This is a genomic window from Bradyrhizobium sp. 170 (assembly GCF_023101085.1).
Taxonomy (GTDB): Bacteria; Pseudomonadota; Alphaproteobacteria; order Rhizobiales; family Xanthobacteraceae; genus Bradyrhizobium.
Genome location: NZ_CP064703.1, coordinates 7,591,621 through 7,617,265, shown reverse-complemented (window position 1 = coordinate 7,617,265; position 25,645 = coordinate 7,591,621). Strand labels below are relative to the sequence as shown.

20 protein-coding genes and 2 pseudogenes are annotated in these 25,645 nt (G+C 62.5%); 9 read left to right on the top strand and 13 right to left on the bottom strand.

All coding sequences use genetic code 11. The annotated features are described in order from the left end of the window. Window position 1 precedes the first annotated feature (1 nt). From IVB05_RS35515 to IVB05_RS35495, 5 genes are read right to left on the bottom strand one after another with little or no spacing between them, the layout of a single operon-like run. Complete coding sequence (locus IVB05_RS35515) at window positions 2-874, bottom strand: branched-chain amino acid ABC transporter permease (protein WP_247780652.1); 873 nt, start codon at window positions 872-874, stop codon at window positions 2-4. Further along, window positions 874-2,808, bottom strand: a complete 1,935-nt coding sequence (locus IVB05_RS35510) for an AMP-binding protein (RefSeq protein ID WP_247780650.1) — start codon at window positions 2,806-2,808, stop codon at window positions 874-876. The genes IVB05_RS35515 and IVB05_RS35510 overlap by 1 nt, the downstream gene beginning before the upstream one ends. After that, window positions 2,808-3,602 carry an ABC transporter ATP-binding protein gene (locus IVB05_RS35505; protein ID WP_247780649.1) on the bottom strand — a complete coding sequence of 265 codons (795 nt, stop codon included), beginning with the start codon at window positions 3,600-3,602 and terminating at the stop codon, window positions 2,808-2,810. The genes IVB05_RS35510 and IVB05_RS35505 overlap by 1 nt, the downstream gene beginning before the upstream one ends. Further along, on the bottom strand, window positions 3,599-4,420 hold the full coding sequence (locus tag IVB05_RS35500) for an ABC transporter ATP-binding protein (RefSeq protein WP_247780647.1): 822 nt from the start codon (window positions 4,418-4,420) through the stop codon (window positions 3,599-3,601). Before IVB05_RS35500 ends, IVB05_RS35505 begins: the two co-directional genes overlap by 4 nt. Window positions 4,421-4,458: 38 nt before the next feature. Continuing rightward, window positions 4,459-5,772 carry an FAD-dependent oxidoreductase gene (locus IVB05_RS35495; RefSeq protein ID WP_247780645.1) on the bottom strand — a complete coding sequence of 438 codons (1,314 nt, stop codon included), beginning with the start codon at window positions 5,770-5,772 and terminating at the stop codon, window positions 4,459-4,461. A gap of 242 nt (window positions 5,773-6,014) precedes the next feature. On the opposite strand from IVB05_RS35495, the gene IVB05_RS35490 reads away from it, so the two are divergent. Together IVB05_RS35490 and dinB are read left to right on the top strand one after the other, a co-directional pair. Continuing rightward, on the top strand, window positions 6,015-6,650 hold the full coding sequence (locus IVB05_RS35490; RefSeq protein ID WP_247780643.1) for a TetR/AcrR family transcriptional regulator: 636 nt from the start codon (window positions 6,015-6,017) through the stop codon (window positions 6,648-6,650). A 105-nt stretch (window positions 6,651-6,755) separates the two neighbouring features. Further along, a complete protein-coding gene (dinB, locus tag IVB05_RS35485) occupies window positions 6,756-8,003 on the top strand; it encodes a DNA polymerase IV (RefSeq protein ID WP_346771888.1) in 1,248 nt (415 codons plus the stop codon). A 101-nt stretch (window positions 8,004-8,104) separates the two neighbouring features. Here the strand turns inward: dinB and upp are convergent, their stop codons facing one another. The 3 genes from upp to IVB05_RS35470 form a co-directional block, all read right to left on the bottom strand. Further along, complete coding sequence (upp, locus tag IVB05_RS35480) at window positions 8,105-8,734, bottom strand: uracil phosphoribosyltransferase (RefSeq protein ID WP_247780639.1); 630 nt, start codon at window positions 8,732-8,734, stop codon at window positions 8,105-8,107. Window positions 8,735-8,750: 16 nt separating this feature from the next. After that, entirely contained in the window at window positions 8,751-9,917 is a 1,167-nt protein-coding gene (locus IVB05_RS35475) for a URC4/urg3 family protein (RefSeq protein WP_247780638.1), read from the bottom strand. Window positions 9,918-10,009: 92 nt separating this feature from the next. Then, window positions 10,010-11,260: a GTP cyclohydrolase II gene (locus IVB05_RS35470; RefSeq protein ID WP_247780636.1), complete on the bottom strand. Its 1,251-nt coding sequence runs from the start codon at window positions 11,258-11,260 to the stop codon at window positions 10,010-10,012. Between the two features lie 326 nt (window positions 11,261-11,586). On the opposite strand from IVB05_RS35470, the pseudogene IVB05_RS35465 reads away from it, so the two are divergent. Next, a pseudogene (locus IVB05_RS35465) lies at window positions 11,587-11,848 on the top strand (RidA family protein). Between the two features lie 274 nt (window positions 11,849-12,122). On the opposite strand, the gene IVB05_RS35460 reads toward IVB05_RS35465, so the two are convergent. Then, window positions 12,123-12,848 (bottom strand): FCD domain-containing protein, encoded by a 726-nt coding sequence (locus tag IVB05_RS35460; RefSeq protein ID WP_247780635.1) that lies wholly within the window; start codon window positions 12,846-12,848, stop codon window positions 12,123-12,125. Window positions 12,849-13,081: 233 nt separating this feature from the next. After that, window positions 13,082-13,420, bottom strand: a pseudogene (locus IVB05_RS35455) (acyl-CoA dehydrogenase family protein); the annotation flags it as partial. Between IVB05_RS35455 and IVB05_RS35450 the strand changes: the two are divergent. From IVB05_RS35450 to IVB05_RS35440, 3 genes are all read left to right on the top strand, one after another. After that, window positions 13,370-14,440 carry a VOC family protein gene (locus tag IVB05_RS35450; protein ID WP_247780633.1) on the top strand — a complete coding sequence of 357 codons (1,071 nt, stop codon included), beginning with the start codon at window positions 13,370-13,372 and terminating at the stop codon, window positions 14,438-14,440. The pseudogene IVB05_RS35455 and the gene IVB05_RS35450 sit on opposite strands and share 51 nt — an antisense overlap. A gap of 94 nt (window positions 14,441-14,534) precedes the next feature. Then, window positions 14,535-15,416, top strand: a complete 882-nt coding sequence (locus IVB05_RS35445; protein WP_247787244.1) for an alpha/beta fold hydrolase — start codon at window positions 14,535-14,537, stop codon at window positions 15,414-15,416. Further along, window positions 15,377-16,468 carry an Ldh family oxidoreductase gene (locus IVB05_RS35440; protein WP_346771802.1) on the top strand — a complete coding sequence of 364 codons (1,092 nt, stop codon included), beginning with the start codon at window positions 15,377-15,379 and terminating at the stop codon, window positions 16,466-16,468. Before IVB05_RS35445 ends, IVB05_RS35440 begins: the two co-directional genes overlap by 40 nt. A gap of 213 nt (window positions 16,469-16,681) precedes the next feature. Here IVB05_RS35440 and IVB05_RS35435 read toward each other — a convergent pair whose 3' ends face one another. Continuing rightward, window positions 16,682-17,506 carry an SDR family NAD(P)-dependent oxidoreductase gene (locus IVB05_RS35435; protein ID WP_247780632.1) on the bottom strand — a complete coding sequence of 275 codons (825 nt, stop codon included), beginning with the start codon at window positions 17,504-17,506 and terminating at the stop codon, window positions 16,682-16,684. Between the two features lie 174 nt (window positions 17,507-17,680). Here IVB05_RS35435 and IVB05_RS35430 point away from each other — a divergent pair, with 174 nt between their 5' ends. Beyond that, window positions 17,681-19,117, top strand: a complete 1,437-nt coding sequence (locus IVB05_RS35430) for an NAD-dependent succinate-semialdehyde dehydrogenase (protein WP_247780631.1) — start codon at window positions 17,681-17,683, stop codon at window positions 19,115-19,117. Between the two features lie 71 nt (window positions 19,118-19,188). On the opposite strand, the gene IVB05_RS35425 is transcribed toward IVB05_RS35430, so the two are convergent. After that, entirely contained in the window at window positions 19,189-20,901 is a 1,713-nt protein-coding gene (locus tag IVB05_RS35425; protein ID WP_247780629.1) for a bifunctional protein-serine/threonine kinase/phosphatase, read from the bottom strand. A 33-nt stretch (window positions 20,902-20,934) separates the two neighbouring features. After that, window positions 20,935-22,194 carry a nitrate/nitrite transporter gene (locus IVB05_RS35420; protein WP_247780626.1) on the bottom strand — a complete coding sequence of 420 codons (1,260 nt, stop codon included), beginning with the start codon at window positions 22,192-22,194 and terminating at the stop codon, window positions 20,935-20,937. Window positions 22,195-22,848: 654 nt separating this feature from the next. Here IVB05_RS35420 and nirB point away from each other — a divergent pair. Together nirB and nirD are read left to right on the top strand one after the other, a co-directional pair. Next, window positions 22,849-25,308: a nitrite reductase large subunit NirB gene (gene nirB / locus IVB05_RS35415; protein ID WP_247780625.1), complete on the top strand. Its 2,460-nt coding sequence runs from the start codon at window positions 22,849-22,851 to the stop codon at window positions 25,306-25,308. Beyond that, window positions 25,305-25,640, top strand: coding sequence for a nitrite reductase small subunit NirD (gene nirD, locus IVB05_RS35410; protein WP_214487587.1), 336 nt, complete (start codon window positions 25,305-25,307; stop codon window positions 25,638-25,640). The genes nirB and nirD overlap by 4 nt, the downstream gene beginning before the upstream one ends. The last annotated feature ends 5 nt before the right edge of the window (window positions 25,641-25,645 follow it).

The window sequence follows — 25,645 nt, the reverse complement described above, 5'->3', positions numbered from 1 at the left end:
CCTAGACCCTCTCGATGTCGCGTTCGCCGAAGATGCCGAACGGGCGGATCATCAGCACCACGATGATCATCGCAAAGCCCGCGACTTCCTTCATGCCGGAGCCGACATAGCCGCCGGCGAGATTTTCGGTGATGCCGATCAGGAGGCCGCCGAGGCCGGATCCGAGCACGGCGTCGAGGCCGCCGAGGATGGTCGCCGGAAACGCCTTCAGCCCGAGCTGGAACATCGCCGGCGACAGGTCATAAGACAGCGCAAAGAACACGCCACCGATTCCGGCAATCACAGATGAAGCGGCCCAAGCCAGCGCATGGACCCGGGTGGCGCTGATCCCCATCAGAAGCGCGGTACGGTCGTCGGCGGCAACCGCGCGCATCGCGACGCCGATCTTGCTGTAACGAAAGAACGCCCAGATCGCGGCGAGCAGCGTGAGAAGCGTGACAATGACGGCAATCTGTCCGGTCCGCACGCCAATCGAGCCGATCCGCACGATGCTGCGGCCGAAACCGACATCCAGGCCATGCGGATAGGCGTCCCAGATGAAATTGATCGACGAGCGCAGGATCACAGCCAGGCCAATGGTCACCATCACGGTGGCAAAGACGGGCTCGCCCAGCATCGGCCGCATCACTGCGCGTTCGATGACGAGGCCGAGCACGACGGCGGCCAGGATCGCGCCGAGCGCCACGACGAACACATTGCCGCTGACCGTGGTCGAAATGGTCCAGGCGATATAGGCCGTGATCATGGTCATTTCGCCCTGCGCGAAATTGACCAGGCCGGTGGATTTGTAGATGACAGCAAAGCCCATCGCGATCAGGCCATAGATGGCGCCGATCGCAAGGCCGGATATCAGCAGCTGCATGAAATACTGCATCAGCCCTCCGCCTGGTAGATGATGGCGAGTTCGCGCGCGAACTTCTTCTCGATCATGGCGCGGCGTACCTTTTGCGTGGCGGTCAGCTCGCCATCGTCGTGATCGAGTTCCTTTTCGAGGATGGCGAAGCGGCGGACGTTTTCGACGCGGGCGAAGCGCTTGTTGGTCTCGTTGACGATGCGCTCGACCAGATCGTGCACTTCCGTCAGCTGCGACAGCGACTTGTAATTGGTGTAGGCTAATGCCTTGTCGCGCGCCCAGCGCCCGACATTGTCGAAATCGACCTGGATGATCGCGCCGAGATACTTCTTGGCCTCGCCGACCACGATCGCTTCCTTGATGAACTCCGAGTCCTTCAGCGCGTTCTCGATCTCGGAAGGGGCGATGTTCTTGCCGCCGGCGGTGATGATGATCGCCTTCTTGCGGTCGACCACGGTGATTTCGCCATTGTCCAGGACCTCAACGATGTCGCCGGTGCGCAGCCAGCCGCCGGAATCGAGCGTTGCGGTGGAAGCCTTTTCGTCGAGGAAATAGCCTTTGAAGACCCCGGGATTGCGCAGCAGGATCTCGCCGTCGCTGTCCAGCTTCCATTCGGTGTGGAGCAGCGGCAGGCCGCAGCCGCCGAGCCGGTGATGGCTTTCGGTCTGGATAAAGGCGACGCCGCCGCTTTCGGTCAGTCCATAGCCCTGCGAGACCGGGCGGCCGACGATGTCGAAGAAGCGCAGCGTCTCCGGCGAGATCGATGCGCCGGCACAGAGACGGTGGCGGCTGCGGGCGAAGCCGAGATGACGCTGGATGTTGCGGAACAGCAGGACGTACAGCAGCGCATAGCTGAGGCGGTCGAGCCATGTGGTTGTCCCGTCTTGGCGACGGTCCGATAGCTTGCGGCCCCAGGCCATGCAGAATTTGACAAAGCGCTGGCGTAGTTGACCGCTTTCGCCGAGCCTGAACAGGAAACCCTGCTGGAGCTTTTCGTAAATGCGGGGAACGCCCACAAAGAATGTCGGCGCGATCTCGCGGATGTTAAGCGCAACGGTGTCGATCGATTCCGCAAAGCTGACCGCGCCGCCGAGCACCAGATGCGTCACCTCCCCATAGCAGCGCTCGGCCACGTGACACAGCGGCAGGTAGCTCACAGCCTCGAACGGCTTGTCGGCGATCCCGACGGCTTCAGCATAGATGAAGGCGGCGTAGACCAGGTTGCGGTGCGTCAGCATCGCGCCCTTGGGTGGCCCGGTCGTGCCTGACGTATAGACCAGGATGGAGACGTCATCGGGCGAGGCCTGCGAAATCAGCCGATCGAGCGTCGCGTTGGCGTCGGGATTTTCGAGTGCATAGGCCTTGCCGCGCTGGCACAGCTTGTCGAACGACATGAGCTGCGATTGCCGGTACTGCCGAAGGCCTTTCATGTCGACGCAAACGACGGCCTCGATCGCCGGCAGGCCGTCATTATTGGCCAGCGCGTCCAGCACCTTGTCGGTCTGTTCCTGATCGCCCGTAATGACGACCCGCGCGCCGGAGTGGCGAACGATATATTGCAGCTCGACCCAGGGATTGGTCGGATAAATGCCGACCGCGACCGCACCGATCATCTGGACGCCGAGATCGGCGTAGAACCATTCCGGCGTGTTCTCGCCGGCGATTGCGACGCGGTCGCCCGGCTTGAGGCCGAGCGCGAGCAGGCCGAGGGCTGCCGAACGCGCGGTCTCGTAATAATGGCTCCAGGAATAGGGCTTCCAGATGCCGTATTCCTTTTCGCGCAGTGCGAGCTTGTCGCCATGCATCGCGGCGCGCTGGCGGAGCAGTTGGGGAATGGTGATCGCGGCGGTCTTCAGCGCGGTCCGCAACGAACCGGTGTCGGGCGCCGACGAGGTTCGCGCCGAACTCGTTTGGATCGGAGGATGCTCGGTTCGCAGGCTCTCGAGTGCCGACATCACGCGCCCACCTGTGCGGCAGCTTCCGCGCGGTGGCCGCCGAGATAGGCTTCCGTCACGGCCGGATCGCGTCGTACTTCGACGGGCGTGCCTTCGGCGATCTTGCGGCCGAAATTCAGGACATGAACGCGGTCGGAAATATCCATCACGATTCGCATCTCGTGTTCGATCATCAATACGGTGATCCCGAGCTCATCTCGGATATCGAGCACGAAGCGCGCGATGTCCTCGGTCTCCTCCTGATTCATGCCCGATACCATTTCATCGAGCAGCAGCAGTTTCGGCTCGCACGCGAGCGCGCGCGCCAGTTCGACGCGCTTTTGCTGGCCGTAGGACAGCGTACCGACGACCGCGTCGCGGATGTGTTCGATCTCGAGGAATTCAATGATGTGCTCGACCCGCTGCCGGGCCTCGATCTCCTCGCGGCGGGTGCGGCCGAAGAAGATCACGGCATCGAGCACGTTGGAGCGCAGATGGGTATGCCGGCCGGTCAGGATATTCTCGACCACCGTGCCATGCTTGAACAGCGCAAGGTTCTGAAACGTCCGCCCGATCCCGATTCCCGCGAACCGTGAGGGTGAGATGGTCGCGAGATCAGTGCCGTCGAACAGGATGCGGCCGCCGCTTGGCCGCAACACGCCGGAGATCATGTTGAACAGCGTGGTCTTGCCGGCGCCGTTCGGGCCGATCACGCTGCAGATTTCACCTGATGTCACGGCGAGGCTGACATCGGCGACTGCCTGCAGGCCGCCAAAACGCTTGCTGAGGTTTTGGACGCTGAGCAGGGCGGTCATGACAGCCACCGTTTGCGCCGCTTGTAGTGCTTGACGTCGCGCAGGCTCTTGCGCCCCGAATTGGAGACGCCGAGATAGAATTCCTGCACGTCCTCGTTCGACGCCAGCTTCTGCGCCGTGCCGTCGAGCACGACGCGCCCGGTTTCCAGAATGTAGGCGTAGTCGGCGATATCGAGCGCGCGCTGCGCGTTCTGCTCGACCAGCAGCACCGTCATCTTCATCTCGTCGCGCAGCTTCGCGATCACCTCGTAGATGCGGTCGATGATCAGCGGCGCGAGACCCAAGGACGGCTCGTCGAGCGCCAGCAGCACCGGGTCCGTCATCAGGGCGCGGCCGATCGCGAGCATCTGCTGCTCGCCGCCGGACATGTAGCCCGCGATCTGATCGCGCCGTTCGAACAGGCGCGGGAACAGCGCGAACACTTTTTCACGGCGGTCGCGCGCCTCGGTGGCGGTCTTGGTGTAACCACCCATCTGCAAATTTTCGTCGATGGTCAGCGCCGGAAACACCCGGCGGCCTTCCGGAACCTGCACGATGCCGCGCCGTACCAGCTCATCAGGAACGAGGCGATGGACTTCCTTGTTGCGAAATCGGATCGAGCCGTTCTCGATCACGCCTTCCTCGGTGTAAAGAATCCCCGACATCGCCTTCAGCAATGTCGACTTGCCGGCGCCGTTGGAGCCGAGCAGGGCGACGATGCCGCCTTCGGGAACCGCAATGCTGACGTCGCGGATGGCTTCGATGGCATTGTCATAGACGATGCGGATGTTGCGGAACTCGAGCAGGCATGACGGATCAGGCACTGCCTGAGCGCTCACCAAATCCGCCTTTGTCGGGATCGTCGTTGGCATCGCGCTCACACCCGGCTCGGCTGCGGCATGCGCTGCCGCTGCGCCAGGATCGCATCAGTGACGATCTTTGCGGTTTCGGCGCAGGCCTGCGTGCCGCCATTGCCGTATTGCTTCACGGCGTCGCCAACGCACCACAGGCCGTCGATGCCGGTTTCCCGGGGCAAATCGTATCCGGCGCAGCTACGCTGGGCCGGCCAGTCGTCGCGCATGACGCGGATCGACAGGATTTTGGCCTGAGCAAAGTTCGGGAACTGTTCGCGCAAATCCGTCAGCGCCAGTTCGACCTCGGCGTTGGAGTCGAAATCGCCGAGCGCCGGGATCGGCACGGCATAGGCGACATAGAGATGCCAGCCGGGAGGCGCGAGTTCGGGGCACGTTGCTGTAAGATTGGCCATGTTGCACAGCCGCCGCGTCTTGCCGAAGGTCACGATGCCGGGATGGGAGATCAGCGGCTCCCGGCTTGCGATATTGATGACGATGTTGGCGGCGGGGCGCAGGCCGCTGCGCACTTGCTCGACATAGGCGGGCGGGAAGGCGGCCTCGCCGCCAAGCGCCACGGTGGTCTTCGGGCCGGCATTGCTAATGACGAGATCGGTCGCGATCCGTAGCTTTTGACCGTCGCGAACAACCGTGACGCCTTCGACGCGGCTCCCGGTCGTGTGAATTTGTATAGCCGGCGTCGACAGCCAGATATCGCCATTGCGTTTGATGGCTGCTCCAAGCGCATTCCAGACGCCGATCGTGCCTTGCGGGCAAAAGCCAAAGCGTTTGAAAGCGCCCTTGCTGGTGAAATAGGTCAGGAAGGCCCGGGCCGGCAATTCGTCGGCGTTGCAGGCAAAGATCGCCGCGCAGAGGTTGCGGAAGATCGCGTGCACCGAGGCGTTGCTGGTGTAGGTCTTGAGCCAGTCCTCGGTTGATTGCCGGCCATCGGGAAGGTTGCCGGAACGGGCGTCGGCGAATTTCTCCAGGATACGCGAGGCCTGTTTTGTCAGTTGCCCGAGCAGCAGCGACCAGCCGCCGCGGCCGACATCGATCAGCTTGCCGTCGATGTAGAAGGAGCTGGCGGGCTCGGGGGTGCGGATATCGAGCGGCGCGCCGACAGTATTGAAGGTCTCCTCGAACACACCGCCGAGTTCGATCGCGATGGCGCCGATATTGACGGTAAAGCCGTCGATCTGCTCGGTCGAAGCGCGTCCGCCGATGCGGTCCTTGTCGTCAACGACGAGGGTATGGAGCCCGGCATGGGCGAGCCGCGCGGCGGCGCAAAGCCCGCCAGCACCGGCCCCGATCACGACAGCATCCGCACGAACGACCGTCATTCCACCTCCCAAAGCTTGCAGCACGGTTGATCCGTGCCGTCCTTGATTTAGGTCATTGTATTATAATCCGACTGGCCGTTCAAACAATTTTTTGCGATAAGGGGACGGGTGGTCGGATTTGGGGCCCGCCTGGCTGAAACCGCGGCGGGACCGAAGGCCAAGTATCTGAAAAAAGGCTGCTGAATCAGCTAAGCATGCCCTTGGGAATACGAGCCAAGCTGAATGGAAGCGGACAATATTCAATGGCGCGAACACGCTCTGAAAATTATGACGGCATCCACCTCGGCATATTGACCAATGCCGCCCGGTTGTTTTCGGCCCAGGGCTATATGCGCGCCTCGATCGCCGACCTCGCCGATGCCTGTAAATTATCGCGCGGCGCGCTCTATCACTATTTCGACTCCAAGGAAGCGATCCTGTTCGCGATCCTTGACGCCCATATTCGGGAAATGATCGAGCATGTCGAAACGGCGGTGGCGGTCGGCGGTCCGACGCTGACACAGTTTCAAAACGTCATTCGCGCGATTGTCGAGGTCAATGCCAAATCGCCGCATGAGCAGCGCGTGCTGATTCACGACCTCTCATTCCTGAACGAGGAAGAGCAGCAAGCCATCAAGGATCTCGAGCGGCAGCTCGTCGATATCGTCACCGATCTCCTGGTCAGGCTCGACGCCGAGGGGCGGATCGTCAGGCGCACCAAGAAAATCTACACGATGATCCTGTTCGGCATCATCAACTACACCTACACTTGGTACGACCCCAAGGGCGGGATCGGTCCGCAGGAATTCGCCGATATGGCGGTCGAATTGTTCCTGCACGGGTTTGTGCCCGGTGGGGCTGCGAAGTCGGCCGCAGCGCACCGGCGCGAGAAGGGTTAGCCGCGGCGAACAAGCGCTCGCGCCGGGATCTTGACACTTGTCGTCCTTGTTCCCATTATTTCTCTCTGCGAGACTTCTTCGAAACGGCACGGGCGAACGGTCGGGATGGCTACGACGGCCACCATCCTCCATGCGGACCTGGATGCTTTCTATGCCTCCGTAGAGCAACTGCTTGACCCTCCGTTGCGCGGCAAACCCATTGCCGTCGGTGGTGGGGTTGTGCTTGCCGCTTCTTACGAAGCCAAGGCCTTCGGAGTCCGCGGCGGCATGCCGGGACGGCAAGCGCGCGAACTCTGTCCGCAACTCATCTTTGTCAGCGGGCATTTTAGGGAATATCAACGGTTGGGCGACGCCGCCATCAAAGTGATCGGCGATTTCACGCCGCTCGTAGAACGGATTTCCATTGACGAGGCCTTTGCCGACGTTGCGGGCTGCACCCATCTCTTCGGTGCGCCTGCCGAAATAGCGCGGGCAATCCGCCAGCGCGTGCGCGCGGAGCTTGGCCTTCCGATCTCGGTCGGTGTGGCGCGCACCAAGCATCTGGCAAAAATTGCCTCGCAAGTCGCCAAGCCCGACGGGCTGGTGGTCGTCGATCCCGACACCGAGCTGAAATTCCTTCACTGCTTGCCCGTCGAGTTGATGTGGGGTGTGGGTCCGGTCACGAAGGCGCGGCTCGCCGAGATTGGCGTGCTAACCATCGGGCAGCTGGCAAAGACACCGGGATGGTCGCTTGAGCGGTTGCTCGGTCCCGCGGCAGGAGAGAAACTTGCAGCGCTGGCATGGAATCGCGATCGACGGGAAATCAAGGCTCACCGCCGGGCTCGATCGGCAGGAGCGCAATCGGCAATCGGCAGGAAGCCTGCCGAAGAGCAAGTTTTTCGACCGACCCTGTTCCACCTCGCTGACCGAATCGGTACCCGGCTCCGCGCTAAATCGAGGCCTGGCCGAACCGTGACGGTCCGCGTTCGCTTCGCCAATCTGAATTCGGCCACCCGGTCGGTAACGCTCGACGCACCGATTTCCGCGACCGTAATCCTCGCCGAGATTGCCGAGGATCTAGTGCGCGCGATCCTCGCAGAACGCCCGGACGAGAAGACCATCTCGCTCCTGGCGATCTCTGTATCGCATCTCGAAGAGCACTGGGATCTGGAGCTTGAACTTCCGCTTGGACTTCAAGATGAACGCCGCTGCCCCGGCACCAAAATTGGCATGGCACGATGGGCGGCCGACCGTGCCGTTGACAAGATCCGCGATCGCTTCGGATGGGACGCTATTGGATACGGCTCAGTGGCGCTGGGCATCTCTCGTTCCGTTCCCGACGAGTTTCGCGAACTCGCCGAAAAGGACCCGTGACCGTCACATCGTGCGTCCAAGCGTGCTTATGGTGCACCACGGACATCTCTCAAGGCGTTGTCGGAAGCCCGCTCACTGATCCCGTGCTGCAGCTCGCTAACCTACTTCGTGCCGTAAGCGCGGTCGCCGGCGTCGCCGAGACCCGGCACGATATAGGCGTTACCGTCCAGCCCCTGGTCGATCGCCGCGAGCCAAATCGGAACGTCCGGGTGGATGCCACGCATCCGCTCAACGCCTTCCGGTGCGCCGATAAGGCATACCAGTCGAATGTCGTTCGCGCCGCGCTCTTTCAGCCGGTCGACCGCGGCGACGGCGGAGTTCGCCGTCGCCAGCACCGGCGAGATCACGATCACCAGCCGCTCGTGCAGATCGCTCGGCGCCTTGAAGAAATATTCCACCGCAGTGAAGGTTTCCGGTTCGCGGTAAAGGCCGATATGCGCAATCCGTGCGGTCGGCACCAGATCGAGCATGCCGTCCGCAAAGGTCACGCCGGCACGCAGCACCGGCGCGAATACCAGCTTCTTGCCCGCGATCTGCGGCGACTTCATATGCGCAAGCGGCGTTTCGATTTCGATATCGGCCAGCGGCAGGTCCCGGGTGACCTCGTAACAAAGCAGCATCCCGATCTCCTTGAGGAGTTCGCGAAACGACTTGGTTGAAATGTCTTTTTTCCGCAACAGCGTCAGCTTGTGCTGCACCAGCGGGTGATTAACGATCGTAACGCCATCCATGTCTCTGACCTCGGATCTAGAATACCGTGCCGTCGCTGACCACTTTCACCGGAGGTGACGCGTCGGCGCGACGCTCGCGCGCCAACCGTCGGCCCGCAGCCCACGTGCCGCCCTCGAGGATTTTCGCCAGCGGCATCGACGTCGCATCGCGTCCAAGCCGGTGCCGCAAACCATCAGCGACGCGGTCGAGCAGCGCCACCGTCAGCGCCCGCCACTCCACGACAAGCGGTGACGCGACCTCGTGTTCTTGCTGCGCTGCATCTGCTTCGCGAAACGCGAGCACCCCGGTATCGACGAACAGCCCGCCGTTGCGATATTCCGCAAGGCCGGTCAGGCCGTCGATATCGGTCACGCTGATGCCGGATGTCTGCAGCGGTTCGATGAGAGAATAGGCCAGCCATTGCGAGAGCTTGTGCAGCGGCACCAGGCCGCTGGTTGCATCCGCTGTCGTCAACGCCGGATGCCGCCAGCAATCGCCGAGCGCGATCCCGCCCAGCGTCAGCCGCGATGGCCAGATCGGCCCCAGTTGTTGCAGCAGTTCCGCCAAAATCGTTGGGGCGGGCAGCTTTCCACCTTCTGCCAGCATCGCAAGCCGATCGAACAGGCCGCCGGGCCGCGGCGTGTCGAGGCTGCCGAATACTTCCGGTTTCGAGGCCACCAGCCGGCCCAGGCGACGCAACAGGTCGGCGCGGCCGTCCATCCCGACCAGCGGATTGGCATCCGAGATCTGCATGCCGCGCTCGAGGTCGGCAACGGTGAAATTTCCGAGCACGTCGGCATCGACTCGCAAGGGCTCAAGCGGGGCAGCCGAGAAGGCGCCACCCGTGAACATGGCAAGGCTGGCCAGCCCCAATCCTTCCGAACGGCCGATCGCTGATCCGGTTTTTGGATCGCGGTAGCGCCACGATGGGCCGGCGCCGGCATCGAGGAAGACGCTGACGATCGCCAGATCGAATTCGGCCCGGGCGCGGGCCGCCCGATCGGGCCAGCCGGTCCGGTCGGCGACAGCAGCCCAACGATTGTCCCCATCGGTGACGAAGTGCCGCCAGCGCGAATGAAACGGCACGTCGAACGAAGGATAGGCCTTGCGCGTCGTTTCCAGCACCAGGTCGACTGCGCTGCCCAGGCGGTCAAGGTGGATACGGAAATTCGGCAGCTTGTCTTCAAGGCCGATTGCGAGCATACGGTGTGCGCGCTCGCGGACCGCCTTCGCACTTAGCAACGTCAAAGCCGCTGACGTCTCCGGATTTGCAGGGGACAAGGCGGCCGCCTCTCTCAATATTTTTCGAGCGAACGGCCGACCGGATTGTCAGGGTCTTGCTGCGGCTCGGGCGAGTAGTAACCCGCGGCCTTCTTTGCCGCGATTTCCACATGGGCGTCGGCAGGCACGAGATCATCGGGAATCGGCACGCGCTCGACGATCTCGATGCCCTGACTGGTCAGCGCATCGTGCTTCATGTCGCTCATGGAAACGAAGCGGTCGATGCGCTTCAGACCGAGCCAGTGCACTACATCCGGCATCAATTGCTGGAACCGGGCGTCCTGCACGCCGGCGACACATTCGGTGCGCTCGAAATACTGGGCTGCGGCATCGCCGCCTTCCTGGCGCTTGCGGGCGTTATAGACGAGAAATTTTGTCACTTCGCCGAGCGCGCGGCCTTCCTTGCGATTGTAGATGATGATGCCGAGCCCGCCGCTTTGGCCCGCGCGCGCGCATTCCTCGATGCCGTGAATCAAATAAGGACGGCAGGTGCAGATATCAGAACCAAACACGTCGGAGCCGTTGCATTCGTCATGCACGCGGCAGGTTATCCTGGTGGAGTGGTCCGGCAGCTTGGTAACGTCGCCGAACAGATAGGCCGTCGTGCCGCCGATCGGCGGCAGAAAGACCTGCAGATCGGGCCGGGTCACCAGTTCCGGAAACATGCCTGCGGTCTGCTCGAACAGTTGTCGGCGCAGATTGTTCTCGGTGGTTGCGAAGCGCTCCGCCAGGCCGGGCAGGTACCAGACCGGGTCGATCGCAATCTTGACCACCGAGACGCTTCCATTCTTGTGCACGACCTCGCCGTCCTGCTTGAGCCGTCCGGCCTCGATCGCAGCCTGCAGTTCGGGCAGATCAAGCCGGGCGCGCGTGATGGCAATACTCGGACGGATGTCGATGCCCTCGGTTATCTCGCTTGCGAAGTCTTCCGCGGCCAGATGTCCCCATGGATCGAGCGAGACGATCCGCTGCGGCTCGGTCCATTGCAGAAACGGCCCGATTGTTTCAGCAGGATGGGTATTGGTGAGATCCGGACGTCGGATCGGATCGAGGGCGCCGGATGAGACGGCGAGCGCACGATAGACCGAATAGGAGCCGCCATGCGTACCGATCACGTTGCGGTCCTGCGGGCGCGACACCGTGCCGATCACCGGTCCGCGTTCGCGCGCGCTGGCTGCGCCCCAGGTGATCGGGAATTTAAGCTTGGCACCCGGTGCCGGGTGCGACGTAATGCGAATATGATCAATCCGATTGGAATGAGTCATCGCCACGAACCCTGAAACGGCGACGGCCCGCCTAGATAGACGGGCCTGGTCACCAACAATGAAATCTCAGCAGCGGTTGCGGCTGAGACAGTAGTATAATCGGATTTCGAGCGAGCACAACGGCGATTTGAACGTAGCACCGTTGGGCTACCTCGGCCGTTAACCTTTCAGCGCCTGGGGCCGCGCTACCGGCTCTTGCGCCCGCGGGTCTTCGCTGCAAACGAGATCGAGAAGCGGGACTATTCGTCGTGCGCTTGACGCGCGCGATCAGGCGCGGTCGCGCGGCCGACCGCTTTCCACACCCTAGAACCCAAGATGAGGACGTCATGAACATCATCCGCAACATCCGTACGCCGATCATGCACCGCGCGGTTGAAGCCAATGGGTTCGTATTCGTCGGCGGCGCGATCGCCAACGATACCAGCGCCTCGATGGGCGGGCAGACCCGCAACATCCCCGGCAAGATTGATGGACGCGGCCTGGCTCGAATTTTTCGGCAATGACCTCCCGACGCGCGCAACGGTCGGTGTAGCCGGTCTCGGGGGCGGCGCCTTGATCGAGGTGGTGGTCACTGCGCTCAAAGACTGAGCGCACTGATTGATCTGCCTGTCCAGCCGCTGACTGGCTACCGCTTGGAGGAAGGTATTCCAGATCTTGCGCCGTGGCATCTCACCTGGTGCACGCAGGCTTGGCGCCCGCTGTCCCCGATGCACTGTGACATGACATTTTCGAAAATACAATATATTTTCGTAATGTCGTCACGGGGAGGGCTCGAAGCACGCGGGCGTGCTCGCACAGCCGAATTAACCGGCGGCGTTAAGCAAGGCCTTGCATTGAGAGAAAGGAGTGAAGCGCTGCTGTGTTATTCAGCCGGGACGTGATCAGCCCGGGTGTGAGGTGCTTCGTCCGCGGCGTCAAAGAGATGACCGGCGTGCTTGATGACGTTTTCGGTCGTCTCGCGGATGTGACGCTCGATCAGTTCCTGAGCCTTTGCCGTATCCCGCGCGATCACCGAATCCATGATCATCTTGTGTTCGACATCCTTGGCGCGCCACTTTGGCCGGAACTGCGACGACATGCGGCGGTAGCGGTGCGCGCGCTCGAACAGCTTTTGGCGGATCTCCAGCAGATTGGGGGAGCCGCAGGCGGCGACGAGCGAAAAATGAAAGTCGCCATGAAGTTTGCCCCACTCGCCGGAAAGATAGTAGTTGGAGCCGAGGCGGGTCTGGAGGCGATCCATCCGATGGAAAGAGCCGATGATATCTGCTTCCCAGTCGTCATTGCCGTGCTTGATGGCAAGCCCGAGACATTCGCGTTCGACGAGTACGCGGACGTAGGTGAGGTCATTCAGGTCGGCAATCGAGACCGGCGCGACCACAAAGCCGCGCTGATCCTCTGCTACCACGAGGCCTTCGGCCACGAGACGCGACAGCGCCTCCCGCAGCGTAGAGAAGCTTACCGCGTACATGTCACGCAGCCCTTCGAACCGAAGCTTCGCGCCGGGCTTCAGCACGCAGCTGATGATGTCCGCGCGCATCCGGTGCAGTACGTCCGCCGCGCGTGTTTCTCCTGCTGGTTTGTCGCGCATCCGCGCCGTCCTAGGTTGCTGTCTGCAACACATTATGGGTTGCAGTCCCCATACTATGGCTGATTTTCGAAAAAATCAAACCGCGTCCGATGAGTGGATGTGGATCGGCCAGGTGCGTGCGCTGAGGAACCGGTGCCATGCCGGCGGCCTCGGCGCCGAAACGGGCAATCCTCAGATCTGCTGGGAGCCGGCGAATTCCGGCACTTTCGTTTCCCTCAGTGGGACCTCCTTCCTTAGAAGAAGGTCTGCAATCCAGTCTGGGCCCGGCCAAGAATCAGCGCGTGCACATCATGGGCACCCTCATAGGTATTGACCGTTTCGAGGTTCAGCATATGACGGATGACGCAGAATTCGTCTGAGATGCCATTGCCGCCGTGCATGTCGCGGGTAAGCCGCGCGATCTCGAGCGCCTTGCCGCAATTGTTGCGCTTGATCAGGCTGATCATTTCGGGCGCCGTGCTTCCTTCATCGAACAGTCTGCCGACGCGCAGCGCCGCCTGCAGTCCGAGCGCGATCTCCGTTTGCATGTCGGCGAGCTTCTTCTGGTAGAGCTGGGTATTGGCGAGAGGCCGTCCGAATGCCTGCGGTCTAAAATTTCGAAAATATCAATTTTAATCGAAAATGTGTTGATTCCTTCGCTCCGATGCGATAGCAGAACTCTCCAACATCTTGAAGTTTGGGAGGTGCAGATGCCGCATTTGGTGCACGCGATCGGGCATGTGAAAATCAACACCACCGTGACCGAGACCGTGGTGCGGGAAGCAACCGAAATACTCGGATTGCATGTCACTTACTCGGACGAGCGCCAGACTTGGCTAAGCTCCAACGGGCGCGCGGCCGAGCTCGTATTGCTCAGGTCGCATGAGAACTCGACACATACGATCGGGCTGGAAGCGCTCACCGTCGAAGCCGTCCGGGAGGCGGAGTCCCGGATCGAAGGCGCCGGCTGCCGGATTCTTTCTCGCGAACCCAGTCTCGACTGCATGGCCGCGGGCGTAACCTTCGCGACGCCGGAGGGGCTGCGTTTCGAGATACACACGCCCACGCGCAACCAGCTTTATGGACGACGGTACCCGACCCATGGCGTCGGCCCGAACCGCATGGACCATCTCAACCTGACGACACCCGATCCGGCTGCAACGCGCCGGCAGCTCGAGAGCATCGGCGGCCTTCGCTTGTCGGAACGCCTGGTCGACGACAGCCTGAGCTGGATGTATGGCGGCAACCGCCTGCATCACATCGTCGGTGTCGTTCGCGGCAAGGCGGGGCTGCATCACTACTCCTTCGAGTTCAGGGAATTCAATGATTACCTGAAGCTCGGCGATCTGCTCGATCGATTTGACAAGCAGATGCTCTGGGGGCCGGGCCGCCACCGGCCGGGTGACAATACTTATGCGTATTACACCGACTCCAGCGGCGCGATGGTTGAATGCTCGGGCTCGATGGCGTCGATCGCGGACGACGAGGGTTTCGTTCCAAACGTCATCACCAATCTCGAACGTCCCGGCAATGTGCGCTCAATGAATGTCTGGGGTACGCCCGCGCCGCTTGAGTGGCGCCAGCATCACTTTCCCTTTACCGCCATCAACTGACCGAAACAGACAGGCGCCTTTGCGCCCGAAACATCTGCCTCCGTGCCGCAAGCGTGAATGCACAAGGACGGCACAGCAGTACGAGGACATGCCAATGCAAGAAAGACTCTCCTTCCGCTCTGACGGGCTCAAGCTTTCCGCCGTTCTCCATGTGCCGGATGCGAAAAAACCGGGCCAGCGACTGCCTGCCTTCATTGTCCTGCACGGCTTCGTCGGATCCAAGGACGAATCCCATGCTGAAATCCAGGCGCGGATGCTCGAGGAGATGGGCTATGTGGCGCTTCGCTTCGATTTCCGCTCCTGCGGCGAGAGTGAAGGTGAGCGGGCACAAGTGCGCTGCTTCGACCAGGTGGCGGACGCCAAGAACGCACTGACGTTCCTCGCCGAGAGGGAAGAAGTCGATCCCAAGCGTATCGGCGTGGTCGGCCACAGCTTCGGTGCGGCGGTCTCCGTCTATGCGGCGGGTGTGGATGATCGGTTCGCCTGCGTGATCTCATCCTGCGGCTGGGGCGACGGCGAGCAGAAATTCCGTGGCCAGCACCCCACGCCTGAAGCCTGGGCAAAGTTCACTTCGCTTCTGGAAAAGGGTCGCAAGCACCGCCAGGAAACAGGTGAGAGCATGTGGATCTCCCGTTTCGACGCCGTTCCGATTCCCGAGCATTTGCGCAAAAATCTCTCCCCGAAGGCGATCATGGAGATTCCGGTGGAGACGGCGTGGAGCATGTACAATTTCCGTGCGGACGACGTTGTGGGAAACATCGCGCCACGCCCGATCCTTTTCCTGCACACCGCCAATGACACGATTACGCCGACCGAGCAGTCGATCCGCATGTTCGAAAAGGCCGGCCAGCCGGCCGAACTCGTTCTGATCACCGGCACGTCCCATTTCCCGCTCGCGCAGGGAGATGCGCCGCGCACGAAGACGATCATCAAAGGGTGGCTCGACAAGTTCTTTCCCTCGCCCCTGGGAGCGTGAGGGTGGGTGCAGCTTCGGACACGGTTACGATCGGCTCCCTGACGCTCCGGGGCTTCGCCGCTGACCTGCTTCGGGCCGGTGGATTTACGGCCGATCAGGCCGAACAGACCGCGGCAATGCTGGTGTGGGCCAATCTGCGCGGCGCCGACTCGCACGGCGTGCTGCGAATTCCGCGTTACGTTGAGATGGTGCAGCTTGGCCTGATCAATCCGTCGGCCGAGCCGCGCCAGGTTTCAGGCAAAGGCGCGATAGCGGTGCTCGACGCAGATCGCGCGCCTGGCGCGGTGGCGATGAACCTCGCCGTGCGGACGGCCGTGCGACTGTCGGATACTCATGGCATCGGCTGGTGCGCGGTTCGCTCCATCAGCCATGCCGGTGCGATCGGATACTATGCCAACCAGGTTGCCCAAGCGGGGCGCGTCGGCATCGCCATGACGGCCTCAAAGCCTCTTATGATTTATCACGGGTCCAGAGCGGAAGGGGTCTCGACGAATCCAATCGCGATTGCCGCGCCCACCACCAATCCGGACCGCTCCTTGCTTCTGGACATGTCGACCGCATCGGTGGCGATCGGAAAAATCATGGCCGCCCGGGATGCCGGCAAGCCGATTCCGGCGGGCTGGGGTGTCGATGAAAATGGGGGCGAGACAACGGACCCGCGCAAGGTGAAGGCGGTCTTGCCCATGGCCGGAGCCAAAGGTTCAGGCCTCTCCCTGATGATCGAGGTGCTTGCCAGTGTTCTGGCAGCGAATCCTCTCATCGCCGTCGCACTCACCGAAGGCGGCGATCCCGGCGCCAATGGTCTGGTGGCGGTGCTCGACCCATCAGCATTCGGCAACAACTTTCCTTTTGAGGTCGACCGCCTCGCTGCTGCCATCAAGGATCTGCCGCCGGCGGACGGATCGGACGGCGTTTATCTGCCGGGAGAACGTGGTTTCGCGGAGATGGAGAGAAGGTCAGACGCCGGCATACCGCTGGTGCAGGGGACCCTGTCCAGGTTGCTGGTGCTCGCCTCGAATTTGAACGTCGTGGTGCCCGAGGGTCTCGCTTAGCGGAACATGCGCCGTCGACGCCGCCCCAAGGACGACCGCAAAACGGAGCGGGTCCGCTCTTTAGCAGCGATGCATTGCCGATGGAATCATAGTGCGATCAATCTCCTCGCGCTTGCAGACAATGATTGCCTCGCTTATCGCCGTTGGCCTAATCGCCGCATTCGTCATGACCACCGCAAATTTGTGGCGACGTTGGTATGAGGCTTGCCGTCCTCACCCCGCCCAGCACTGTCCTCCGCCGTCGACGCGCAGTACCTGGCCCGAGACAAACGCGCCCAGCGGTCCGGCAAACACCTCCACGACGCGCGCGACTTCGTCGACGGTGGCGATGCGGTCCAGCGTGCCCGTTTCCACCATTCGCTCCTGATCCACCGCGCGCGTGCCCATGAATCGGCCGGTGCGGGTGTCGCCGGGCGCGATGCAGTTCACGGTGACGTCGTAGGAGCGGAGCTGGTCGGCGAGGCAGCGGGTGTAGTGCGTCATGCCCGCCTTCGCGACCGCATAGATCGAGCCATTGGTGCGGCCCTTGAAGGCGGCGACCGAACCGATGGTGACGATGCGGCCCTGACGCCGCGGCATCATTTCCTTGGCGACCGCCTGGCAGGTCAGGATGGTTGAGAGCAGGTTGCGGTCGAGCACCGCGCGCACGTCCTCCTCGCGGATACCGACCGCATCGTTCGGATCCGGCTTGCCACCCTCGGCGGCGATGTCGCCGCCGGCGTTGTGGACGAGAATGTCGATCGGGCCCAATTCTTTCGTCGTGGTCTCGACCACTCGCGCGATGTCGGCGCCCTGGGTGAGATCGCCGAGCACGCGGATGGTGCGCACGCCATGCGCCGTTGCAACGTCCGCGGCGACTGCCGTCAGTGTCGATCCCTCGCCATACTCCGTCGGGCCATGCTCGCGCATGCCGTGGATGGCGACATCGGCGCCGAGGCTCGCGAGCCGTTCGGCGAACGCACGGCCAAGCCCGCGGCCCGCGCCGGTAACCAGCGCAACCTTGCCCTGCAGCGTCCGGGCTGTGTCGTATGTCGGCATGATGTCTTCTCCTGATGTGAAAAGTCAGTCTGCGGCGGAAGCGCCCTGCGCCGGTCGCAGGGCCGTACCCGGTTGAATCGGCTTTGCAATCCGGCCGGGCTTCGATCATAAAGGCGCCTGATCTTCAGCCGGCCGATTTCGCCATCCGGCGACAATAAAAGAGGGAGCAAGTCCGTGGCATATTCCAATACGCAATTGTTCATCAACGGCAAATGGCGGCCGAGCCAGTCGGGCAGGACCATCGCCGTGCTCAACCCGGCGACGGAGGAAACCATCGGCACCGTCGCGCATGCCGACCGTGCCGATCTCGACGAGGCGCTGGAAGCCGCCGCCAAGGGGTTCAAGGTCTGGCGGGCGGTGGCGCCGTTCGAGCGCTGCAGGATCATGCGCAAGGCGGCCCAAATCATGCGCGAGCGTAATGACGAGATCGCGCCGCTGATGACGATGGAGCAGGGCAAGACGCTGGCCGAGGCCAAGATGGAAGCCATGGCCGCCGCCGACGTCATCGAATGGTTCGCCGAGGAAGCCAAGCGCGCCTATGGCAGGGTGATCCCGGCCCGGGGCCCCGGCATCTACCAGATCGCGATCAAAGAGCCGGTCGGCCCGGTCGCGGCCTTTACGCCGTGGAATTTTCCGATCAACCAGGTCGTCAGAAAACTCTCCGCGGCCCTTGCGGCGGGCTGCTCGATCATCGTCAAGGCGCCCGAGGAAACGCCGGCGTCGCCTGCGCAACTGATCAGGGCGTTCGTCGATGCGGGCGTGCCTGACGGCGTGATCAATCTGGTCTACGGCGTGCCGTCGGAGATTTCGGAGTATCTCATTCCGCATCCGGTGATCCGCAAGATCTCCTTCACCGGATCGACCGTCGTGGGCAAGCAGCTCTCCGCGCTGGCGGGCCTGCACATGAAGCGCGCCACCATGGAGCTGGGCGGCCACGCGCCGGCGATCGTGTTCAAGGACGCCGACGTCACGTCGGCAGCGAAGATTCTGGCGGCGGCGAAGTATCGCAACGCCGGCCAGGTCTGCATCTCGCCGACGCGCATGCTGGTGCAGGACGACGTATTCCGTGAGTTCGTCGACAAGTTCGTCGAGGGCGCCAAGTCGACGAAGGTCGGCAACGGCCTCGATCCGGATTCGAAGATGGGTTCGCTCGCCAATCCGCGCCGCGTCACCGCCATCGAAGACATGGTGCAGGACGCCGTGGGCAAAGGCGCAAAACTCGAGACCGGCGGCCACCGCGTCGGCAACAAGGGTTACTTCTACGAGCCGACCGTGGTCAGCGACGTGCCGAAGGATGCGCGCGCGATGAACGAGGAGCCGTTCGGGCCGCTGGCGCTGATCTCCCGCTTCTCGACCTTCGACGAGGTGGCCGAGGAAGCCAACCGCTTGCCGTTCGGTCTGGCGTCCTACGCCTTCACCAGCTCGACCAAGACGGCGACCGCGATCGGCGCCGCCATCGAAGCCGGCATGGTCTCGATCAATAGCTTTGGGCTCGCGCTGCCCGAAGTGCCGTTCGGCGGCGTCAAGGATTCCGGCTACGGTTCGGAGGGCGGCACCGAGGCGATGGACGGGTATTTCAACACCAAGTTCATCACCCAGACCGGGGTGTGAGCCGGATCGCGAAGCCGACGCGGTTGGCTTCGCTCATGTAACATGGCCCGACGCTCCACCGGAGCGTCGGGCTAATGTCGTACCGACCATGCCAGAAGCAGGATGACGAGCACGATCAGGCCTGCGGACAGGCTCTTCCAGAAAACGAGCGGATCGCGGTCGTACAGCGAGCGCCGTGACGTGGCGGCCGGCTTGGCCCACATCGCGCCGTTCTCGAGCTCGTGCGAGAACTCGATGACGTCGCCGTAGCGCTGCACCGGATCGACGTTGAGCGCCTTGCCGACCACCGCATCCAGCCAGGCCGGCAGGTCGGGGCGATAGCGGGAGAGGGAAGCGGGCTTGCCGAAGCGGGGCCGCGAGAACGGCTCGATCTCGCCATAGGGATAGGCGGCAGTGAACGTCCGGTACACGGTGACGCCGAGCGCGTAGAGATCGGAAAACTCGTCGCCGGTCCGCCCGCCAAACAGCTCCGGCGCCATGTAGCTCGGCGTGCCTGGAATGTCCTCGGCCGGGAAATCCTCGAGCAGCGGCACGCGCGCGACGCCGAGGTCGACCAGCCGCAATCCGCCGGCCTTCAGCAGGATCACGTTGTCGGGCTTGATGTCGCGATGGATGATGCCGGCCCGGTGCAAGGTCGCGACCGCGCGCGCCAGCTTGGTCGCGATCCCGATGCCTTCAGACAGCGAAAGTTGCGGCGAGCGGTTGAGCCGCTGTTCCAGCGTCTCGCCTTCGTAAAGCGGCATCACCGAATAGAGGCGGGTCTGCCGTTCGGCAGGCAGTTCGACGATTTCTCCGATCCACAGGCTTCGCACGCGCGCCGCGACCCACGCCTCGCGCACGAAGGCGAGGCGATAGGAGCCCTCGCTGGCCACGCGCGGATGCGGAAACTTCAGCACGAGTTCGCGGCCTTGTCGTTTGTCGATCGCCTTGAACAGCCGACTGTAGCGTCCGTCAGACAAAATTTCGCCGAGCGTGAAATCGTCGATGACGTCGCCGGTTTCGGGCAAGTCCAAAATCGGAAACGTCGCGATCGAGTGGGTGAGTTCGTCGCGGTCGGCGGGCGGCAGGTCGACGACGTCGAGCACCAGGGCGGTCATGTTGTCGCTGGAGCCGGCATCCATCGCCGCGTCGACCAGTGCGCGTGCGGATTCTTCCGGCGAGGTGCGCTCGCTCAACAGCACCTGGAGTCGGTGATCGGCCAATACGCCATGAACGCCGTCGCTGCAGATCAGGAGCCTGTCGTGCTGGCGCAGTCCGACGGTGGCATAGTCGAAGCGGGCAAAATCCTCGAAGCCGATGGCGCGGTTGAGCAGATGCGCGAGATCGCCGCGGCCGGCGATGTGGTCCGTCGTCAGCCGCTCCAGGCGCCCCTCGCTCAGGCGATAGGCGCGGGTGTCGCCGATGTGAATGATGTGGCACTGCCGCCGCGACAGGATGATCGAGGAGAAAGCGCAGCTCATTCCGCTGAGCAGGGGATCGGTGCGGCCTTGCGTGTAGATCCAGCTATTGGCGGCTTCCAGCGAACGCGATGCCCGGCGGCGCACGCCGAGCGTTTCGGGGAGGGAATAATAGGCGTCGATGAAGCAGCGAACCGCGAGCTCGGCGGCTTCGCGCCCGCCCTTGTGTCCGCCGACGCCGTCGGCGACCGCGGCGACGATGTCGCGGTTGCTCACACCGGACCGGCCGAGGCAGGTCGCGACGTAATCCTCATTGGCGGAGCGCTTGCCGGTCTCGCTGACGAAGCCGACGCGAACCCCGAGATTTCGTTGCGAACCGATCGTCACCCGCGCGGCCTGTCAGGTTAGCAGCGCGCGTCGTCAGACCCGCGCTCCCGATGCGGCGCCCCATGTGGTGCGCCAGCGGACCTTGACCATGGCAAGTCCCAGGAAGCCAAGCAACGCCAGCAGGCCGAAAAACAGGAAGCCGGCGCCGAAGCCGCCGGTCATTCCCTTGGCGACGCCGAGCGCCTTGGCAAGGAAGAAACCGCCGATGCCGCCGGCGCAGCCGACCATGCCCGTCATCATGCCGATCTCGTGACGGAAGCGGAGCGGAATGAGCTGGAATACCGCGCCATTACCCATGCCGAGCGCGAGCACGCCGATCGAGAACAGCAGCACTGATACCCACGCAATTCGCGGCAGCTGGGTGAGCCCCCAACCCGCAGGCGTCGATGCGGCCGGCCCTTCCGGCATGAAGGCAATGACGAGGTACGCCGCCACGACGACCCCAAACAATATAGACAATGAACGGATGCCGCCGATGCGATCGGCGATCATGCCGCCGACCGGCCGGAAGCCGGAGCCGAAAGCGACGATCAAGCCCACCAAGAGGCCCGCCGCGACGCCGGACACATGATACTGCACGGTGAAATACAGCGGCAACGCGTTGGCCAGCCCGACAAAACCGCCGAAGGTAATGAAGTAGAAGAACATGAACCAGCGGCTGTCGGGATCGCGCAGCAAGGTGCCATAGGCCTTCAGCGAGATCGGCTTCCGTTCTCCGGGCGCATCCTTGGCGGCGAAAACGTAGTAGGCGAGGATCAGCAGCATCGGAACGAGCAGCACCCCGAACACGGCCTGCCAGCCCCAATGTTCGGCGATCGTCGGTGCGAACAGCGTGTCGAGCACGACACCCATATTGCCGGCGCCGGCGATCCCCATCACCACGCCCTGATATTGCGGCGGATACCAGCGGCTTGCCTGCGGCAGCGCCACCGCGAAAGACGCACCACCGATGCCGAGCCCGAGACCGAAGACCTCGATCGCAAGCTTGCTGTTGAGGCCGAAGTACCAAACCCAGGCCGTTGCAATGATGACGACGACTTGCGCGATGATCCCGGTCCGCTTGGCGCCGATGATATCGGCGAGGATGCCCATCGGAACCCGCAGCAGCGCGCCGGCCAGCACCGGGATGGCGACGAGGGTAAACTTCTCGTCGACGGCCAAGTTCATGTCTTGCGCGATGTAGACGATCAACGGACCGAGCGCGACCCAAGCCATGAAGCTTATGTCGAAATAGAGGAAGGCGGCGAGCAGCGTGGGCCAGTGGCCAGCCTTCTTGAATTCAGCAAACTTCATCGAGCAGCCTCGAACATCGGCGCGTGACACCGCGCAAGCGCGGTGATCTCGGCACAAAGGGATTGAATTTTGGAAAGCGAGAGGTCGTCTCTTCGTTGAGACACACTCTGGTGTCGCAACGTCAGCAATTCGTGTGCCAGAACAACGAGCGCGCCACTTTGCGTGTATTTGCAGTGCCTTGCTGCGGGGGGACAACCGGCCGCGAAGGCGGTCACTGCTCTGTTTGTTGGCAAAAACAGCCGCTCGAACGCGCATTTTGGTGTTTTATTATGCGGTGCCGGTCATCAGCGGAAAAGCGCTCCTGAAAGGCCGCCTGTCCGTGCCGTGACATTTTCGCGGGCAAATGAACGCCCGCTCGTGGTTAAGCATTGGTGCTGTGCACAATGGATAGCCCCCGTAGATGATTTTTTGGGCATTCGCGCGCGCGCAGCTGCCGCCAATTACCGATTCATCGGCTGAAGCCGTGCGTTGCGCCCGGAAAATTACGGGTCTGGTGTTGGCACGCCTCTTGAATACCCAAGATATCAATCGTCATAGTCGACGGTTCTCTGCCCGCCGATGGGCGCTCCCAAATCATCAATACTTCTTGCCAATCGGCGATGCAGAGCTGCGTTGCCGAGTGGGGCCATCGGAACCAGGATTAGTAGGCAGAGCATGCTCGAGAAAGTAATCAAGCAAAAGTTGGTGGTGATCGGCAACGGTATGGCCGGCATCCGCACGGTAGAAGTGCTGTTGGACCGTGCGCCCGATCTCTATGACATCACCGTCTTCGGTTCCGAACCATACGGCAATTACAACCGAATTCTGCTGTCGCCCGTGCTCGCCGGCGAGAAGACCGTCAACGACATCATGCTCAACACGGAGCAGTGGTACGAGGATAACGGCATCACGCTGCGCAAGGGCGAAATGATCGAGATGATCGATCGGCGTACCTGCGAAGTCGTCACTGCGGAAGGCGCGCGGGTCCCTTACGATCGCCTGCTGATCGCTACCGGTTCGAACCCGATCATGTTGCCGCTTCCGGGCAAGGACCTGGCGGGCGTCATCGGCTTTCGCGACATTCAGGACGTCGAGCGCATGGTCCAGGCCTCGACAAGCTACAAGAATGCCGTTGTGATCGGCGGCGGTCTGCTCGGCCTCGAAGCCGCCAACGGATTGATGAAGCGCGGCATGAACGTCACCGTCGTGCATCTGCTCGACACGCTGATGGAACGTCAGCTCGATCAGGTCGCGGGCGGATTGCTGCGCAAGTCGCTGGAAGAGCGCGGCATGGTATTCAAGATGCCCGCGCAGACGGAAGCGATTCTGGGCGAGGATCGCGTGACCGGCGTGCGCTTCGCCGACGGCGAGGAACTGCCCGCCGACCTGGTCGTGATGGCGGTCGGCATCCGCCCGAATGTCGAGCTGGCGCGCAAGGCAGGCCTTTATTGCGAGCGCGGCATCGTCGTCTCCGACACCATGCAGACCTATGACGGGCGAATCTATGCGGTAGGCGAATGCGTGCAGCATCGTCGCCAGACCTACGGCCTCGTCGCTCCCTTGTTCGACCAAGCCAAGGTTTGCGCCAACCACCTCGCCATGAAGGGTTTTGCCACCTATGACGGTTCGGTCGTTTCGACCAAACTGAAGGTGACCGGGATCGACCTGTTCTCCGCCGGCGACTTCGCGCCGGGCGCGGACAAGGAAGAGATCGTCATGCAGGACGCTTCCCGCGGCGTCTACAAGCGGATCATTCTGCGCGACAAGAAAATCATCGGCGCCGTGCTCTATGGCGATACCATCGACGGCCCGTGGTACTTCCAGCATCTGCGCGACGGCACCGACGTTTCGCAAATGCGCGAGCGGCTGGTGTTCGGCGCCGCCAATCTCGGCGATGGCGGTCATAGCGGCAAGAACTCGGTCGCCGCCATGAGCGACGACGCTGAAATCTGCGGATGCAATGGCGTCTGCAAGGGTACGATCGTCAAGGCGATCAGCGAAAAGAAGCTGTTCACGATCGACGACGTGCGTGCCCACACCAAGGCATCATCGTCCTGCGGGTCCTGCACCGGCCTGGTCGAGCAGGTTCTCGCCTTCACGCTCGGCGGCGACTATTCGGCGGCCCCGAAGGTCAAGCCGATGTGCGCGTGCACCGATCACAGCCATGACGACGCGCGGCGCGTCATCATCGAGAACGGATTGAAGACCATTCCCGATGTCATGAAGTTCATGGACTGGAAGACGCCGAACGGGTGCCACTCCTGCCGGCCCGCCCTGAACTATTACCTGCTCGCCACCTGGCCCGGCGAATATCGCGACGATCAGCAGTCGCGCTACATCAATGAACGTGTCCATGCCAACATCCAGAAAGACGGAACCTATTCGGTCGTGCCCCGGATGTGGGGCGGCGTCACGACGCCGGATGAATTGCGCGCCATCGCCGACGTTGCGGACAAGTTCAAGATTCCGACCGTCAAGGTGACCGGTGGGCAGCGCATCGATCTTCTCGGCGTGAAGAAGGAGGATTTGCCCGCGGTCTGGGCGGATCTGAACGATGCGGGCATGGTGTCGGGCCACGCCTATGCCAAAGGATTGCGCACGGTGAAGACCTGCGTCGGTTCGGAATGGTGTCGTTTCGGCACGCAGGATTCGACCGGCCTCGGCATCAAGATCGAAAAATTTATGTGGGGCTCATGGACGCCGGCCAAGGTGAAACTTGCGGTGTCCGGCTGCCCGCGTAATTGCGCGGAGGCGACCTGCAAGGACGTCGGCGTCGTCTGCGTCGATTCCGGTTTCGAGATCCATTTTGCCGGCGCCGCCGGTCTTCACATCAAGGGAACCGAGTTCCTGGGCAAGGTAGCGACCGAGGAAGAGACGCTCGAAGTCATTGCCGCGTTGACACAGCTTTATCGCGAGCAGGGCTGGTATCTGGAGCGTATGTACAAGTGGTGCGATCGGGTCGGCCTCGACGCCATCCGCAAGCAGGTGGTCGACGATGTCGCCAACCGCAAAGCCCTGTTCAGCCGCTTCGCCTATTCGCAGCAATTTTCGCAAAGCGATCCCTGGGCGGCGCGCGCCAAACGCGGCGTCGATCGCAACGAATTCACCCCGCTCGCGGAGCTGGAACTCGCATGACGAAATGGATCGAAATCGGGACGCTGAACGATATTCCCGTTCTCGGCTCGCGCGTCGTGCGAACGGCGTCCGGTGACATTGCGGTATTTCGGACCGCCGACGACGAGGTGTTCGCGCTCGACGATCGCTGTCCGCACAAGGGCGGACCGTTGTCGCAAGGCATCGTTCACAACAAGCGCGTCACCTGTCCGCTGCACAATTTCGTCATTGAGCTCAAGAGCGGTACGGCGGTCGCTCCCGACGAGGGATGTACGCGCGCGCATCCGACCAAGGTGGAGAACAACACTGTCTGGCTTTGCGTCCAGACGGCGGCGGCTGTCCCCGCCGAATGAGGGTG